Annotated in this window: 17 protein-coding genes; 8 read left to right on the top strand and 9 right to left on the bottom strand. The window is 67.3% G+C overall.

Annotated features, from left to right (window positions below):
- Positions 1 to 17: 17 nt before the first annotated feature.
- From VO57_015780 to VO57_015765, 4 genes are all read right to left on the bottom strand, one after another.
- Positions 18 to 3,440 carry an AAA family ATPase gene (locus tag VO57_015780; protein ID XBL69574.1) on the bottom strand — a complete coding sequence of 1,141 codons (3,423 nt, stop codon included), beginning with the start codon at positions 3,438 to 3,440 and terminating at the stop codon, positions 18 to 20.
- A gap of 22 nt (positions 3,441 to 3,462) precedes the next feature.
- Positions 3,463 to 4,236, bottom strand: coding sequence for a thioredoxin domain-containing protein (locus tag VO57_015775; protein ID XBL69573.1), 774 nt, complete (start codon positions 4,234 to 4,236; stop codon positions 3,463 to 3,465).
- A 102-nt stretch (positions 4,237 to 4,338) separates the two neighbouring features.
- The gene (locus VO57_015770) at positions 4,339 to 5,049 is read right to left on the bottom strand and encodes a thioredoxin domain-containing protein (GenBank protein XBL71357.1); all 711 of its coding nucleotides are present in this window, start codon (positions 5,047 to 5,049) and stop codon (positions 4,339 to 4,341) included.
- Positions 5,049 to 5,639 carry a DUF721 domain-containing protein gene (locus tag VO57_015765; GenBank protein XBL69572.1) on the bottom strand — a complete coding sequence of 197 codons (591 nt, stop codon included), beginning with the start codon at positions 5,637 to 5,639 and terminating at the stop codon, positions 5,049 to 5,051. Before VO57_015765 ends, VO57_015770 begins: the two co-directional genes overlap by 1 nt.
- A gap of 29 nt (positions 5,640 to 5,668) precedes the next feature.
- Here VO57_015765 and VO57_015760 point away from each other — a divergent pair, with 29 nt between their 5' ends.
- On the top strand, positions 5,669 to 6,721 hold the full coding sequence (locus VO57_015760; GenBank protein XBL69571.1) for an A/G-specific adenine glycosylase: 1,053 nt from the start codon (positions 5,669 to 5,671) through the stop codon (positions 6,719 to 6,721).
- A 7-nt stretch (positions 6,722 to 6,728) separates the two neighbouring features.
- On the opposite strand, the gene VO57_015755 is transcribed toward VO57_015760, so the two are convergent.
- Complete coding sequence (locus VO57_015755) at positions 6,729 to 6,950, bottom strand: hypothetical protein (protein ID XBL69570.1); 222 nt, start codon at positions 6,948 to 6,950, stop codon at positions 6,729 to 6,731.
- Between the two features lie 110 nt (positions 6,951 to 7,060).
- Between VO57_015755 and VO57_015750 the strand changes: the two genes are divergently transcribed.
- The 4 genes from VO57_015750 to VO57_015735 all read left to right on the top strand — a co-directional run bounded on the left by VO57_015750 (position 7,061) and on the right by VO57_015735 (position 11,332).
- A complete protein-coding gene (locus VO57_015750; protein XBL69569.1) occupies positions 7,061 to 8,374 on the top strand; it encodes a serine hydrolase domain-containing protein in 1,314 nt (437 codons plus the stop codon).
- Entirely contained in the window at positions 8,367 to 9,272 is a 906-nt protein-coding gene (gene nudC / locus VO57_015745; protein ID XBL69568.1) for an NAD(+) diphosphatase, read from the top strand. The genes VO57_015750 and nudC overlap by 8 nt, the downstream gene beginning before the upstream one ends.
- Positions 9,269 to 9,943: a DsbA family oxidoreductase gene (locus VO57_015740; GenBank protein XBL69567.1), complete on the top strand. Its 675-nt coding sequence runs from the start codon at positions 9,269 to 9,271 to the stop codon at positions 9,941 to 9,943. Before nudC ends, VO57_015740 begins: the two co-directional genes overlap by 4 nt.
- A 384-nt stretch (positions 9,944 to 10,327) precedes the next feature.
- Complete coding sequence (locus VO57_015735; GenBank protein XBL69566.1) at positions 10,328 to 11,332, top strand: hypothetical protein; 1,005 nt, start codon at positions 10,328 to 10,330, stop codon at positions 11,330 to 11,332.
- On the opposite strand, the gene VO57_015730 is transcribed toward VO57_015735, so the two are convergent.
- The 4 genes from VO57_015730 to VO57_015715 form a co-directional block, all read right to left on the bottom strand.
- Complete coding sequence (locus tag VO57_015730; protein XBL69565.1) at positions 11,333 to 11,677, bottom strand: DUF4168 domain-containing protein; 345 nt, start codon at positions 11,675 to 11,677, stop codon at positions 11,333 to 11,335.
- A 148-nt stretch (positions 11,678 to 11,825) separates the two neighbouring features.
- Positions 11,826 to 12,071: a hypothetical protein gene (locus VO57_015725; GenBank protein ID XBL69564.1), complete on the bottom strand. Its 246-nt coding sequence runs from the start codon at positions 12,069 to 12,071 to the stop codon at positions 11,826 to 11,828.
- Between the two features lie 66 nt (positions 12,072 to 12,137).
- Positions 12,138 to 12,527, bottom strand: a complete 390-nt coding sequence (locus tag VO57_015720) for a DUF1489 domain-containing protein (protein XBL69563.1) — start codon at positions 12,525 to 12,527, stop codon at positions 12,138 to 12,140.
- Positions 12,528 to 12,567: 40 nt separating this feature from the next.
- Complete coding sequence (locus VO57_015715) at positions 12,568 to 13,014, bottom strand: TetR-like C-terminal domain-containing protein (protein XBL69562.1); 447 nt, start codon at positions 13,012 to 13,014, stop codon at positions 12,568 to 12,570.
- A 235-nt stretch (positions 13,015 to 13,249) separates the two neighbouring features.
- On the opposite strand from VO57_015715, the gene VO57_015710 reads away from it, so the two are divergent.
- From VO57_015710 to VO57_015700, 3 genes are read left to right on the top strand one after another with little or no spacing between them, the layout of a single operon-like run.
- Entirely contained in the window at positions 13,250 to 13,699 is a 450-nt protein-coding gene (locus tag VO57_015710) for a YiiD C-terminal domain-containing protein (GenBank protein ID XBL69561.1), read from the top strand.
- A 3-nt stretch (positions 13,700 to 13,702) separates the two neighbouring features.
- The gene (locus VO57_015705) at positions 13,703 to 14,092 is read left to right on the top strand and encodes a PaaI family thioesterase (GenBank protein ID XBL69560.1); all 390 of its coding nucleotides are present in this window, start codon (positions 13,703 to 13,705) and stop codon (positions 14,090 to 14,092) included.
- 38 nt (positions 14,093 to 14,130) lie between these two features.
- Positions 14,131 to 14,688 carry a gamma carbonic anhydrase family protein gene (locus VO57_015700; protein ID XBL69559.1) on the top strand — a complete coding sequence of 186 codons (558 nt, stop codon included), beginning with the start codon at positions 14,131 to 14,133 and terminating at the stop codon, positions 14,686 to 14,688.
- Positions 14,689 to 14,849 lie beyond the last annotated feature (161 nt).

Below are 14,849 nucleotides of genomic sequence, written 5' to 3'. Positions count from 1 at the left end.
GGAGGCTGCCCGATCGCCTACTCCGCCGCTAGCAATTCGGCGGCTTGCAGGTCCACGCTGACGAGGCGGCTGACGCCCTTTTCGATCATCGTCACCCCGAATAGGCGGTGCATCCGGCTCATCGTGACCGCATTGTGCGTGACGATCAGGTAGCGTGTGCTGGTCTCCTGCGTCATTGCTTCGAGTAGGTCGCAAAAGCGGTCGATATTGGCGTCGTCGAGCGGGGCATCGACCTCGTCGAGCACGCAGATCGGTGCGGGATTGGTCAGGAACAGCGCGAAGGTTAGCGCAATCGCGGTCAGCGCCTGCTCCCCGCCCGATAGCAGCGTGAGCGATTGCAACCGCTTGCCCGGCGGCTGGGCGTAGATCTCCAGCCCCGCCTCCAGCGGATCGTCGCTGTCGATCAGCGCGAGATGCGCGACACCGCCTTCAAACAGGCGCGCGAACAGCTTCTGGAAATGCGCATCGACCTGCTCGAACGCGGCCTTGAGGCGCTCGCGCCCCTCGCGGTTCAGCTGCCCGATCGAGCCGCGCAGGCGATGGACCGCCTCGGTCAGTTCCTCGCGTTCGGCAGTGGTCGAGCCGTGCTCTTCCTCGATCTTGGCGAGCTCGTCGGCGGCGACCAGATTGACCGGGCCGATCCGCTCGCGCGATTGGGTCAGCTTGTCGAGCGCTTCGGACTCGGTCTCCCGGTCGGCGACATCCGCTTCGTCGAACTCGTATGCGGCGGGCAGCAGCGGCGGGGGCTTGTGGAAGCGTTCGCCCGAGAGGCGCGCCATTTCCGCCCGCCGCGCGTCCTCGTTCTCGGCCTGGTTGGCCAGCTGGGCGCGCCGTTCGCGCGCTTCGGAGAGTGCTTCGTTGGCAGCGCGCTGCGCGGTGTCCGCTGCGTCGGCGGCCGACTGCGCGGTGTCGAGCGTGTCCTGCAGGGTGGCGAGCCGCGCGGCGGTTTCGCGGTGGCTGGTCCGCGCAGTTTCGATGTCGTGCGCCAGCCGCTCGGGCTGGTTGCCGACCTGTTCGCGCGCGGTGGCGATCTCCGCGAAGCGGCTGTCCATCTCCGCCAGCCGGCGCGCAGCTTCGTCCGCCCGGCGATCCCAGTGCGCGCGGTCGGCGCGGTGGGCGGAAACGCGCTCCTTTGCGACGGCGAGCGCCTGTTCCTGTGCGGCGCGCGCGGCGGTTGCAGCGGAGAGCTGCGCGCGCGCGGCCTCATGGGCGGAGCGGGCTGCATCGCGCCGCGCGGCGAGCGCTTCGGGATCGGTCAGCCCGGCCAGCGTCGCCTGCGCTGCCTCCAGCTCGCGCTCGGCCGTGGCGCGTTGATCGGCGAGGTCGGTGCGCGCCTGTTCGAGCTGGCGCGCGCGTTCGGCATGGCTGGCGAGCGCCGCCTCCGCGCGGTCGAGCGCACGCAGTGCTTCGCGTTCGGCCTGCGCGGCGGCTTCGCGCTCGCTTTCGGCGCGGGAGAAGTCGGCCTGTGCCGCGTCGAGCGCGGCGCGTGCCTCGCCCACGCGGGCCTCGGCATCGGCGGCGGAGTGCTGCAATTCGGGCAGTCGTTCGGCCAGAGCGGCGAGGCGGTTGGCCGCTTCGAGCCGCGCCGCCTCCGCGCCGCCCTCGCCGCGCACGACCAGCCCGTCCCACCGGCGTAGCGCGCCCGTCAGCGTGACCAGCCACGTGCCCGGCTCCAGAGGACGGCCATCATCGGTCTCGACCACCTGCACCCGCGCAAGGCGCGCGCGTAGTTCCTCGGGGCAATCGCCGAGATGTTGCAGCAGCGAATCGGCCACCGGCTCGGGCTGCGGTGCGCCGGTCCAGAAGCGTCCATCCTCCGCCTCGGGCATGTTGCCCAGCGGGCTGCGGCCGTCGCGGCCCAGCACTGCGGCGAGTGCCGCCTCGTAACCGGGCGCGGCACGCACGCGATCGAGCGCGACCGGCTTGCCCGCCTTGGCCGCGCGCGCCTTGTCGCGGGTGCGCTGGTCCTTCTCCAGCGCGGCGTGTTCACGCTCCACCCCGGCGAGTTCGGCGCGCGCTTCGGCGAGCGCTTCCTGCGCCTGCTCCAGCGCGGTGCGCGCGGCATCGCGCGCCTCGCGACGGCCTTCAATGCGCCCTGCCAGCGCCTCCTGCGCTTCGCCCGCTTGCTTTGCAGCGGCCTGCGCCTCGGCCAGTGCCTGCGCGGGGTCCTGCGCGCCCGCCTGCTGGCGCGCGCTCTCCTCCAGCCGTTCCGCCTCGCCCGTGAGCTTGGCGATCCGCCGTTCCGCCGTGTCGAGCGCGGCGCGCGCGACCCGCCATTCGGCATCGAGCGCGGCGTAATCCGCATTGGCGCGCGCGAGTTCCAGTTCTGCCGAACGTTCGGCCTGTTCTGCCCGCTCGGCATCCGCGATAACCTGCGGCAGCGCGGCATCGGCTTCCGCACGCGCCTTCTCACTCGCCGCCAGTTCGGCTTCTAGCCGCTGGAGCGCATCCGCCGCATCGCGCCCGGTGCGCCCGTAATCCTCGCGATCCTCTTCCAGCCGCGCGGCCTGCCGGTCGAGATCGGCGAGCCGAGCGAGCGCGGCGTCACGCTCTTTCTCCAGACTGGCGAGCCGCTGCTCCTGCGCGCCCGCATCGGTTCGCGCGGCGACCAGCGCATCGCGCGCGTCGGCGAGTTTTTCCGCCGCATCGCGCTGCGCCGTCTCGGTCTCGCCCGCACGCGTCTTGGCCGCCTCGACCGCGGCCTCCGCCTCGCCTGCCGCCTTGCGCGCGGCCTGCGCGCTGGCCGCCGCATCGCGCCAGCGGGCGAACACCAGCCGTGCCTCGGCGACGCCGATCTCGTCGGTCAGCTTGGCGTAGCGTTCCGCCTGCTTGGCCTGCCGTCTGAGCGAGGTAATCTGGCTGTCGAGCCCGGCGAGCAGGTCTTCCAGCCGGGCGAGGTTGCTCTCTGTCTGGCGCAGCTTGCTCTCGGCATCCTTGCGCCGCACGTGCAGCCCGGCGATCCCCGCCGCTTCTTCCAGCATCGCGCGCCGCTCGACCGGCTTGGCCGCGATCATGTGCGCGATCTTGCCCTGGCTGACGAGTGCGGGGGAGTGGGCTCCGGTCGCCGCGTCGGCAAAGGCGAGCGCGACGTCCTTTGCGCGCACGTCGTTGCCGTTGACGCGGTAGGCGCTGCCCGCGCCGCGTTCGATCCGGCGGACCACTTCCAGCTCGTCGCCGGAGTCGTCCGCGCCGGTCAGCACCACTTCGGCGAACTGGCGCGGCGGGCGTTCGGCCGTGCCGGCGAAGATCACGTCTTCCATCCCGCCCGAGCGCATCGACTTGGCGGAGGTTTCCCCCATCACCCAGCGGATCGCTTCGAGCAGGTTGGACTTGCCGCAGCCGTTGGGGCCGACGACCCCGGTCAGCCCGGGTTCGATGCGCAGGGTTGCGGGCTCGACGAAGCTCTTGAAGCCAGACAGGCGAAGCTGCCGGATCTCCATCCGCCGTGCCCGCTACCCGCGCCTAGCGCGCGCCCGCGCGCTGGAGGGCGGCTTCGATTGCGGTCCAGCTCGAATCGTCGAGCTTCTTGCCGTTCAGCACGAAGGTCGGCGTCTGGGTGATATCGTCCTGCGTGCCGTAGGTTTCCGACACATCGGCGATCTCGCTCAGCCGGCCGGCATCGGCGAGGCAGGTGCGTGCCTGATCGCGGCTGACCCCGCGCGCGGCGAAGAAATCGAGCAGGCCGGCAGTGTCGGCGAAGGCGACGAAGCGCTGGTCTTCGGGCAGGTTCAGCGCGGCTTCGAGCTGCGGGCCGCGCTCCTGCAGCGGCTGCATGATCGTGGGCAGGTTGGCCCAAACCTGATCGGCCAGCGGCACCGCCTGCTCGGGCGTGCCGCAATCGACCAGCCGGGTCAGCGCGAGGTCGAGCGGGCCGTGAATCACGAAGCTGCGGAATTCGAAGTTGACCCGGCCACTGTCGACATAGTCGTTCATCAGCGGCTCGCTTGCCTGCATCGAGAAGGCGGCACATGCCGGGCAGGTGAGCGAGCCGTACTCGACCAGCTTGATCGGCGCATCCGGGTTGCCGACGAGATAGCCGCCGCGATCGGTCTTCTGCGCCATTTCGGACCATACCTGGCCGTCGGGCGCGGAGACTTCGGCCACCGGCTCGCCACTGATCGAGGCTTCGGCGTCATCGCCCGAGCCGCAGGCGGCCAGGCCGAGCGCGAGCGGCAGGGCCAGCGCGGTAAGGGCGAAGGTTTTGGAGCGGATCACGGATTTGATCGGGGCGTTCATCGGGCGGTCCTTTTCGTGCCGATTGGAAAGCTTAGGCGGAAGGTCTGGCGATTCGGAAGGTGCGGGGCGCAGGTTCTCCACCGGCACCGCAGCCGGGCAACGCTAGTCGGCGGGATCGCCGGACTGGGCAGATGCCCCCGGCGCGCCCGCGCTGGCCAGCGCCTGTTGCAGTTGGTCCCAGGTGTGCACACCTTCCAGCATGGTGCCGTTGACGACGAAGCTGGGAGTCGAGATCGGACCATAGGTCACGACATCGGCCTCGATCGCGCCCTCGATCCGGTCGGCTAGCGCCTGGTCGGCGAGGCACCGGTCCAGTTCCACCCGGGTATATCCGCGCCGCTCGAAAATCGCGTAGAGGTTGAGGTCGCTCGCAACGGAGCGGCGGCTCGCGGCCTTGTCGCCGTTGAACCACCGGTCGGTCTGCGACTTGGTCGCGAGCCGCAGCAGCGCATTGAACTGGGGCTGCGCCATCATCAGTGCTGAATGGTTGCCGGGAAACTTTTCGGGCGCGCCGCAGCGGGCCATCATGGTCGCGGTCAGATCGACCGGGTTGGCCGCGACATTGCGATATTCGTAGCGCAGATCGCCCTTCGAGACGTAGCCGAGCTTGAGGATTTCCTCTCCCTGCATCGCGAATTCGCGGCAATGGGGGCAGGTGTAGCTGATATATTCGGTCAGCGTGACCGGGGCATCGGGATTGCCGACGATGTGCGAAACGGGCGTGCGTTCGACCGTTTGCAGCCAGTTCTGCGCCGCCGCCGGGCTTGCCAGACCGGCCAGCATCACCAGCAGGGCGGCCATGATACGCGTCATCAATGCGTTTCTCCGTTCGTGTCGTCGCCCAGCGTGCGCGCGAGCCCTTCGAGCACGGCGCGCAGTTCGGGGTCCCCGATATCGCGCAAAGACTCGCCCAGTTCCATCGGAATCGGCTTGAGTTCGGGCGGCCTCGTGCTGCGCTGGGGCTCTACCGCGCGCGGCTGAACCGTACCTTGCCGCAGCTTCACCCGCGCGACCGCGCGATAGCCGAAGAAGCGATTTGTCCGCTCGATGATTTCGGGGATCACATGCTGGATCAACGGAGCATGGGCGGGCGCGACCACCAGCTGGAGGATACCATCGGCGCGCTCGCCCGGCGGAAAGCGGATCGATTCGGGCGCGCAGACCTTGGCATGGTCCGTCCCGACGATCTCCGGCCAGCGGGTCACGACAGAGCTTTGCACGAAGCCATAACGGCGGAACGCGGTGCGCCCGACTTGGGGCATCAGATCGCCGACCGGCTTCACCCCGCTGCCGCGCGAGCGCTCGAACGGGCGCACATTCCCGGTTTTTGGGCCGCCTTTCGGGCCGGTCTTCTTCGCACTTTTCCTGCCGGTCGCGGATTTGGGGGGAGGCTTGCGTTCCATCGCGCGGCCACCGATGCCATAGGCGGCGCGTGACCACCAGAGAGACCTGTGCGCAAATCCCGGCCCGGCTGCTGGCCTGGTACGACGAGCACGCCCGCGCGCTGCCGTGGCGCAGCGCTCCGGGCGAGCCGCCCGCCGATCCCTATCGCGTGTGGCTGTCCGAGATCATGCTGCAGCAGACCACCGTGGCGGCGGTGAAACCATACTTCGCCGCGTTCACGGCCCGCTGGCCGAGTGTCGAGGCACTCGCTGCCGCGCCGCAGGAGGATGTGATGGCCGCGTGGGCGGGGCTGGGTTATTACTCGCGTGCGCGCAATCTGGTGAAGGCGGCGGGCGTGGTCGCCGAACTGGGCGGTTTTCCCGATACCGAGGACGGGCTGCGCGCGCTGCCCGGCGTGGGTGCCTATACCGCAGCCGCAATCGCCGCGATCGCCTTCGGACGGCGCGCGGTGGTGGTCGATGCCAATGTCGAGCGGGTGGTCGCGCGGTTATTCGCGATCGACACCCCGTTGCCCGGAGCAAGGGCGGCGATCCGCGAGGGGGCGGATCTGATCACCCCGGACGAGCGCAGCGGCGATTTCGCGCAGGCGATGATGGATCTGGGCAGCCGCATCTGCACCCCGCGCGCTCCGAACTGCGATGCCTGCCCGCTCGCGGCGGATTGCGCGGGGCGCGGAGACGATCCCGAGCGGTTGCCGGTCAAGGCTGCGAAGAAGGCCAAGCCCGTGCGGCAGGGCAGGGCCTACTGGATCGAGCGTGAGGGGGCGGTGTGGCTGGTCCAGCGAGCGCCGGAGGGAATGCTCGGCGGAATGCGCGCGCTGCCCGACGATGGCTGGTCGGCGGCACACGATGGATCGGGCGATCCGCCAGTGGCGGGCGCGTGGGAAGACGCGGGCGTGGTGCGCCACACCTTCACGCATTTCGTGATCGAACTGAGCGTGCTGCGGCTGGAGAACGCTCAGAAAACCGGGCTGACGCAGGGCGAATGGTGGCCGGTCGAGCGGATCGACGAGGCGGGCCTGCCGACTTTGTTCGCCAAGGCTGCCCGGCTGGCGATCGCGGCGCGCGAACGCCTGATCTAGCGCGAGGCTAGAAGATGCCGCCGCCCAGGAACAGCCGGATCACCGCAAGGATGGTCACGATGATGCAAAAGGTCCGCCCGCTGGTGCTCGACGACAGAAAGCCGAGGATAATCCCGAGGATCAGGAACGGCATGGCGAAATAGTTCGCCCAGCCCAGAAACGGGATGGTTGCGGGGATGACGATGATGAGGCCGACGATTCCGAACAGCCAGGAAAGGATGTTGAGCATGTGTCTTATATGGTTAACGCACCTGGCGCTGGCAAGACAGAAAATGCGCGATTGACGGCAGACGGGCGGGCTTTAAGTTTCGCCGCGAAACGGATTAGCGGAGACAAGAGATGGCCTATCGGGAATTCACGGACAGCGGTCTGTCGCGTCGCGGGCTGCTGCGTGGCGGGGCCTATCTTGCGGGTGGATCGATGCTCGCGAGCCTGCCTTTCGCCAGCGCGCTGTTCGCCCACGATGTCAGCGAGGCATGGCCGCACCTCTCCGCCGAGATCGAGAAATATCTGTCCGAAAAGAAGCTCGCCAATGCGATCGCCGCACTGGGCTGGAAGCAGGATCCGCACGCCCACTCGGTCGGCGGCGGCACGCTGGCGCTGGGCGGCAGCACGAAGGCCGACCTCAATTCGCTCTACCGCATCTATTCGATGACCAAGCCGATCACCGGGATGGTTGCGATGCAGCTGATCTCCGAAGGCAAGATGGCGCTCGACCAGCCGCTGTCGGACATCCTGCCCGCCTTCGCGCAGATGCAGGTGCAGAAGGGATATGACGGCGCGATCAGCGAGGATAATCTCGAACCGGCGAAGAGCCCGATCACGATCCGCCAGCTGCTGACCCACACCTCCGGCCTTGGCTACCAGATCATCCAGCAGGGCGCGCTCAAGGACGAATATTACCGGCTGGGCCTCGCCCCGGGGCAGGTCAGCCGGATGCCGATCCCCGGCATTCCGACGATCGAACCTGCCGAAAGCCTCGAGCTCTTCGCCGACCGGCTTGCTACCGTGCCGCTGGTCTATCAGCCGGGCACCAAGTGGTCCTACTCGGTCGGGCTCGACCTGATGGGCCGGGTGATCGAAGTGGTCGAAGGCAAGCCGTTCGATCAGGTGATGCAGGACGTGATCCTAGGCCCGACCGGGATGACCAGCACCTTCTTCACCGTGCCGGAAAGCGAAGTCGGGCGGCTGACCACCAATTACGGCATCCTCAACGGGCAGATCTTCCCGATCGACCCGGCGGCAACCTCGATCTACCTCGACAAGCCTGCCTTCCCCTTCGGCGGCGCGGGGCTGGTCAGCAGTCCGCACGATTACGACCGCTTCCTGCGCATGCTGCTGGGCAAGGGCATGATCGACGGCACCCGCGTGCTGAGCGAGGCTGCGGTCAATATCGGCACCTCGAACATCCTGCCCGGCACGGTCGATCTCACCGGATCGTGGGTCGAAGGGCAGGGCTTCGGCGCTGGCGGGCGCGTGGTCGACAAGGCGTTCGGCTGGGGCGGCGCTGCGGGCACGGCGGCCTTCGTCGATTTCGCATCGGGCCTGCGCGCCGGGTTCTTCGCCCAGTACATGCCGAGCGAGGCCTACCCCATCCAGGGCGAATTCCCCGATCTGGTGCGCAAGGATCTGGCCGCCGCAACCAATGGCTGATCGTACCGCGTACCCGATCGCTTTCTCCGGCTCTCCGCTCGACCGGGCGGACAACATGCGCGCCGATCCCGATGCGCTGTCCGGGATGATGAACTGGAAGGCGCGGCTGCTGCTGCTCGACGGGCTGATGCCTTCTATGGATGACGGCGGACGGCTGGCGTGGGGCACGCTGGCCGATGCGCCGCAGGATGCCGAGCTGGTGTTCCTCGGCATCGACCGGGCGGATGGGGGCGAGAAGGCGTGCTTCGCCGCCGTCCCGCCGCAGGGCGATGCCCGCCCGCGCATGGCCAACCCGCAGCTGTGGTCGCTGATGACCAGCCTCGCGCCCGACCAGCTGGCGCTGTACGGCGGCGCGCGCAGCATCATCGACTGGCACGCGCGGCACCGCTTCTGCGCGCAATGCGGCCACCCGACGCATGTCGCCAAGGGCGGCTGGCAGCGCAATTGCGACACCGATGAAGGCTGCGGCGCGCAGCACTTTCCGCGCACCGACCCGGTGACCATCATGCTGGTCGAATATGACGGCAAGCTGCTGCTGGGTCGCGGGCTGGGCTGGCCAGAGGGGCGCTATTCCGCGCTCGCCGGGTTCGTCGAGCCGGGCGAAACGATCGAGGAAGGCGTGGCGCGCGAAGTGCTGGAGGAAACCGGCGTGGTGGTGCGCGACGTATCCTACATCCTCAGCCAGCCGTGGCCGTTCCCCAGCCAGCTGATGCTCGGCTGCATGGCCTATGCGGACGACGACGCGATCACGCTGGACGAGACGGAGCTGGCCGAGGCCGGCTGGTTCACCCGCGAGGATGTGGAGGCGGCACTGGCAGGGCGCGACGACGCACCCATCGTCGCGCCCCCGCCGCACACTATCGCGCACCAACTCTTCCGCTGGTGGATCGCCCAATGACGCAGACGCTTACGATCGACATCTGGTCCGATGTCATGTGCCCGTGGTGCCTCGTCGGCTGGGGTGGCTTGCGGCAGGCGCTGGACCAGCTCGACGGCGAGATCGACGCGCAGGTCCGCTGGCACGCGTTCGAGCTCAACCCGGATATGCCCGAAGAGGGCGAAGAACGCACCGCACATATCGCGCGCAAGTATGGCCGCACGCTGGAACAGTCGCGCGGCGTGCAGGACCAGATGCGCGAGGCGGCGCAGCGCGCGGGCGTGTCGCTCGATTATGAGGGCGGCGAACCTGCTCCCGATGCGATGATGTGGAACACTCTGGCCGCGCACAAACTGCTGACCTGGGCGCTGGAGGTGCACGGACCTGAGAAGCAGACGCAGCTCAAGCTTGCGCTGTTCCAAGCGCATTTCAACCAGCGCCGCCGGATCGGTGAGCACGCTGTGTTGCTCGATATTGCCGAGGAAGTCGGGCTCGACCGCGCAGGGGCGCAAGCCGCGCTCGAAAGCGAGGAGTACACCGCCAAAGTCCGTGCCGAGGAACGCGCGGCGTACGAGATGAACATCACCGGCGTCCCAGCGATGGTGGTCGCGGGCAAGTTCCTGATCCCCGGCGCGCAGCCCGCCGAGGCCTATGTCGATACGCTTCGCCGGGTGGCGGAGAAGCTCGGGTGAGGGCGCTCTGTCTGCTGGCAGTTGCTTCTCTTGGTGCCAGCGGCGCTGATGCACGCAGCATAGCTACCGGCCCATTCTATCTTACCTATGAGGTCGGCGCGCTTGAGCCGATGTCGGACCACGCATTCGAAGTGGTTGATGACGTTGCTGGCTCGGTCCCGGACGTCATGATTCATACGTGCGCACTCGATGCGACCCAGCCCAACGCAAGCCAACGCCTTGAGCTAGTTCAGCGTCGCCTCGCCGCAATCCTTGCTGGGCGCGCCGAAGTGGACCTGAAGGCACAATGTCCTGAGGCGGTAGTTAGTGCCGCGCCACCGAGTGTGGCCAAGACATCGGTATTTCTCTGGATCGAACTGTCGGCATCGGGGGAGGGCAAGGGCAATGCGTAGGATCGCGATCGCGCTGCTGTGCTGGCTCGGCATTCTTGCGGCCAGCCCCGCTGCTGCCGACGAACCGCGCAATTTCATCTACACCGGCGAACTGGCGGAGCACCTCGACCTGCTCGACCGCCCCGATATCGAGGGCGCGCAGGTCGTCTATCCGTGGCGGATGCTGGAGCCCGAGAAGGGCGTGTACGATTTCAGCGCGATCGAGGCGGATCTTGCGCTCACCGATGCGCGGGGCAAGCAGCTGTTCGCGCAGATTCAGGACCGCTTCTTTCTGCCGACCGCGCGCAACGTGCCGCAATATCTGCTCGACGATCCCGAATATGGCGGCGGGCTCGCGCGCCAGTACGACAATCCGGGCGAGGGCGAGCCCGAGGGGCAGGGCTGGACCGCGATGCAGTGGAACCCCGCCGTCCGCGCGCGCTTTCAGGCGCTGTTGCGCGCGCTGGCCGAGCGGTTCGACGGGCGCCTCTACGGGGTGAACCTGCCCGAAACCTCTTTCGACCCGCTGTCGAAAGAGGGCGGAGGGGACGGCTTTACCTGCGATGCCTATTTCGCCGGCACGCTCGACAATATGCGCGCCGCCCGCGCTGCGTTTGAAGACACGCAGGTCGTCCAGTACATCAATTTCTGGCCCTGCGAGTGGAACAACGACCATCGCTATATGGAGCGTGCCTTTGCGTTGGCGGTGGAGCAGGGGATCGGCACGGGCGGGCCGGACATCGTCCCGCATAAGCGCGCGCAGATGAAGAACAGCTATCCGTTCTTCAATCGCCATAAGGACGATCTGCCGCTGATCGCAATGGCGATTCAGGAGCCTACGCTGACCTATACCAATCCCGAGACGGGCGAAAAATTCACCCGCGCCGAATTCGTCGCCTTCGCGCGGGACTATCTGGGCGTGGACGTGATTTTCTGGAGCGTCGAAGCGCCGTGGCTGGCTGGCGACCGGACACAAAAAACCCCGCCAACGCGGGCGGGGCTTTCTGTAGGCGGGTAATCAGCCTTCGGCTTGCTGTGCGCGCAGCTTGGTCACGGCCTGCTCGGCGCGGGCCTGCAGGTTCTTGTCGGTCTGGAGCGCAGCGCCGATGCTGTTGAAGCGTGTCGGCGTCAGCTGGGCCTGCGAGAGGATCTGAATCGCCTTCTGATCCTTCTCCGCCTTCTCCATCTCGGCATTCTGCTGAAGATTGCCGATCATCGACGCGGCGATGATGAAGTTCTCCAGTTCGGAGTCCGAAACCGGCGCCATTTCCGTGGAGGCGGGTGCCTCTGCCTGCTGGGCCAGCGCGGGCTGCGCGGCGATGGCGAGGGATGCGGTGGCGATCGTGCTGAGTAGAAGCTTCATGAGAATGTCTCCCGTTCGTGAAAATCGATACGGGCGCGCACCTCGTGACGACCGGCCCGCAGCTCAACCATAGCGCGCCGGGCCGTGAATGAGTTTGGACGAGTGGGGCGCGCCAGAGGGAAAAGCGCCGCCCCACCCGAAAAAGCGATCAGGCTTGATTGCCGTTCTTGATCGCCCGCATGGTCTTCTCGCCCTTGCGAGCGTCCTGCTCGGGATTGTCCGAGCCAACGGTAGGTTCGCGATTGTCAGGATCGGTCGCGCGGTTGACATCGGCGCGGGCACCGACGCGGGTGTTGACGTCGCCACCGGCAGATCCCTGCTGGTCGGGCGTTTCGTCTTCGGTCATCCGGTCGATCAGTTCGTTGTCGGGATGGCGGCTCTGACGTTCGGGCATAAAAATTCTCCTTTCCCCTTCAATGGTTAGGGGCAGGGGAGCGTTCCGATTTTCCGAAACTCGCGACTAAATCAGCCCGAGCCGTTGCAGCTTGGTCGCCAGCGCGCCCGGCAGCACGTCGCCGACCTCCTCGCCTTCCGCCAGATCGCGGGGGGGCTCGCCCTTGAGGTAGCGCCAGCCCTGGTGCGCGCGCTTGGGCTGCGGGTAGACCGGGATCAGCCGCGGCTCGAGGTCGATCGACCAGCGGCCGTTCTCGGTCTCGCTGAAGCCGAGGATTTTGCTGCGCGCTACCAGATTGTGCTGGTGGATCCAGAACAGCGACCCGCCGATGCATTCCTCCCACCGGGTCGGGCGATAGCGGGTGGTGAGATTGGGGCTGCGCCGGTTCGCGTACCAGCTTTCGAGGTCGGAGAAAGACTGCGCGCCGAACGCGATCTTGGTCAGGTTGAGCGGCATGGGGGTGAGGTAGGTGCGCGGTCGAGGCGGGGCAAGTTGCCTAGCGGAACGCGATGCGCATCAGCTCCTCGGCAAACGAGGCATCCGACCGCATCTTCAGCGCGCCCGCCCGGTGAAGCGCGAGGCCGCCATGGGCGAGCATCCACACGCGCATCACGTCGCGCCGCTGCGTATCCGGATCGTCGCCGTCCCGCGCAATCGCATGGAGCGATGCGGCGATGACCTCGTCCACCGCAGCGGACAGCGCGGCGTCGTCGTTGAAGCTGGCATAGGGGCGCTCCATCATCACCGCATAGAGGCCGGGGTGCTTCAGCGCGAAATCGATGTAGGCCCGCAGATGCGATCGCTCGTCCTGTGCGGTGCCGAGACTTTCCGCCAGCCTCGCAAAGCCTTCGGCGGCAATGGCGGCAAGCAATGCCTCGCGGTCGGCGAAGTGGTTGTACAAGGCGCGGTGCCCCACGCCGAGCGTTTCGGCGAGCGCGCGCATGCTCGGCACGTTTCCGTCACCGGCTTCGATTGCCCGCAGCGCCGCCCGCAGCGCCTCGGCCTTCAGATCGCCGTGGTGATATGTCGCGCGCGCCGTAATCCTGCCTCTCCGTAACTCTTCCGGTCCCCGATAAGCGAGGGGCTGCGGGATGACAAACCGCGTCCCGCACGACGCGCAGTTGACAGAATCGCTCGCATGGGCTCTCAATGTATCCACTGGATATATAGGAGTGACCATGCAGGTTTTCGATCTCTTGCGCGAGCAGCTGGGCAAGACCGTTCCCTTCGCCAATCATGTCGGTGTCGAGATCGTCGAGGTCGGCGAGGGCACCGCCACCGCGCGTCTGGACGAGCAGCCGCACACCAAGAACCACATCGGCTCGCAGCATGCCGGGGCGCTGTTCACGCTGGCGGAGGCGGCATCGGGCGGAGCGATGGCGGGCGCGTTCATGCCCGTGCTGATGCAGGTCCGTCCGGTCGCCGCGGAGTCGACCATCCGGTACTCGAAGATCGCCAAGGGGCCGATCACGGCTCGCGCGAAGATCGGGCAGCAGGCGTCGGCACTGCTTCAAGAGCTTGAGGCGCAGGGGAAGGTCCGTTTCCCCGTCGAAGTCTCGCTGTCGGACGAGAACGGCGAAGAGGTCGCTGCAATGCGTGTCGAGTGGCACGTGTCGAAGGGGCGCTGAACAATGTCGGCCAATCCTGCCCATTCCATGCCCTTCGCCAAGCTTGTCGGGGTCGAGATCACCAGCGCCACCGCAGAGGCAATCGAGGGCTATCTCGATGTCCGCGACGAGCTTTGCACCACCGGTGGCATCATCCACGGCGGCGCGGTGATGGCCTTTGCCGACGCGATGGGTGCGGTCGGCGCGTTCGTGTCTTTGCCCGAGGGGGCGAAGGGGACCACCACGATCGAGAGCAAGACCAACTTCCTCGGCGCGGCGAAGATCGGGGAGAGGGTCACGGCGGTCGCCAAGCCGCTTTCCATCGGCAGGCGGATTTCGGTGTGGCAGACCACGATGACGCGGCCCGATGGAAAACCCGTCGCCGTGGTCACCCAGACACAGCTCGTGCTTTAGCCGCCTGCCGCCAATCTCTTCGACGGAGTGCATTTGCGATGGGACATATCGGCCCTTCGGTTCGCCTCGACGCACCGGCCTTCATCCATGACAGCGCGCATCTCTATGGCCGGACTCATGTCGGCCCCGGCGCGTCGGTCTGGACTAACGCGGTCATCCGCGCCGAAATGCACGAGGTGCGGATCGGCGCGCGGAGCAATATCCAGGACTTCGTGATGATCCATGTCGGCGCGGGGAGCGGCACGATCGTGGGCGAGGATTGCTCGATCACCCATCACGCGACGCTGCACGGCTGCACGATCGGCGACCGCAGCCTGATCGGCATCAACGCGACCATCATGGATGGGGCGGAAATTGGCGCTAATTCCATCGTCGCCGGGCACAGCATAGTGAACGAAGGCAAGGTGTTTCCGGAGAACAGCGTGATCGCCGGGGTGCCTGCAAAGCTGGTGGCGACCCGCGACAACAGCGCGGCGAACCTGTTCAACGCGCGCTTCTACGGGATGATCGCGCGTGCGTTCGCAGAGGGGCGGGACTGTCTCGGCGAGGACGAGATTGCGGCGCTGGCCTTGGTGGGAGGCGGCGCTGTCCCGTGATGTGTCCGGCAATGGGATGCTGGTCAGGCTGAGCGCCAGCGACCCGTCGCCCCGGACTTGATCCGGGGCAAGGCTGCTTCGGGTGCTCCGCTGGAAGGAAGCTTGACCCCGGATCAAATCCGGGGTGACGATAAGGTTACAAATAAGAGCCTCGACCTCAC

The organism is Citromicrobium bathyomarinum (genome assembly GCA_001306305.2).
GTDB classification, from domain to species: Bacteria; Pseudomonadota; Alphaproteobacteria; order Sphingomonadales; family Sphingomonadaceae; genus Alteriqipengyuania; species Alteriqipengyuania bathyomarina.
This window is presented reverse-complemented; position numbering and strand designations above follow the sequence as displayed.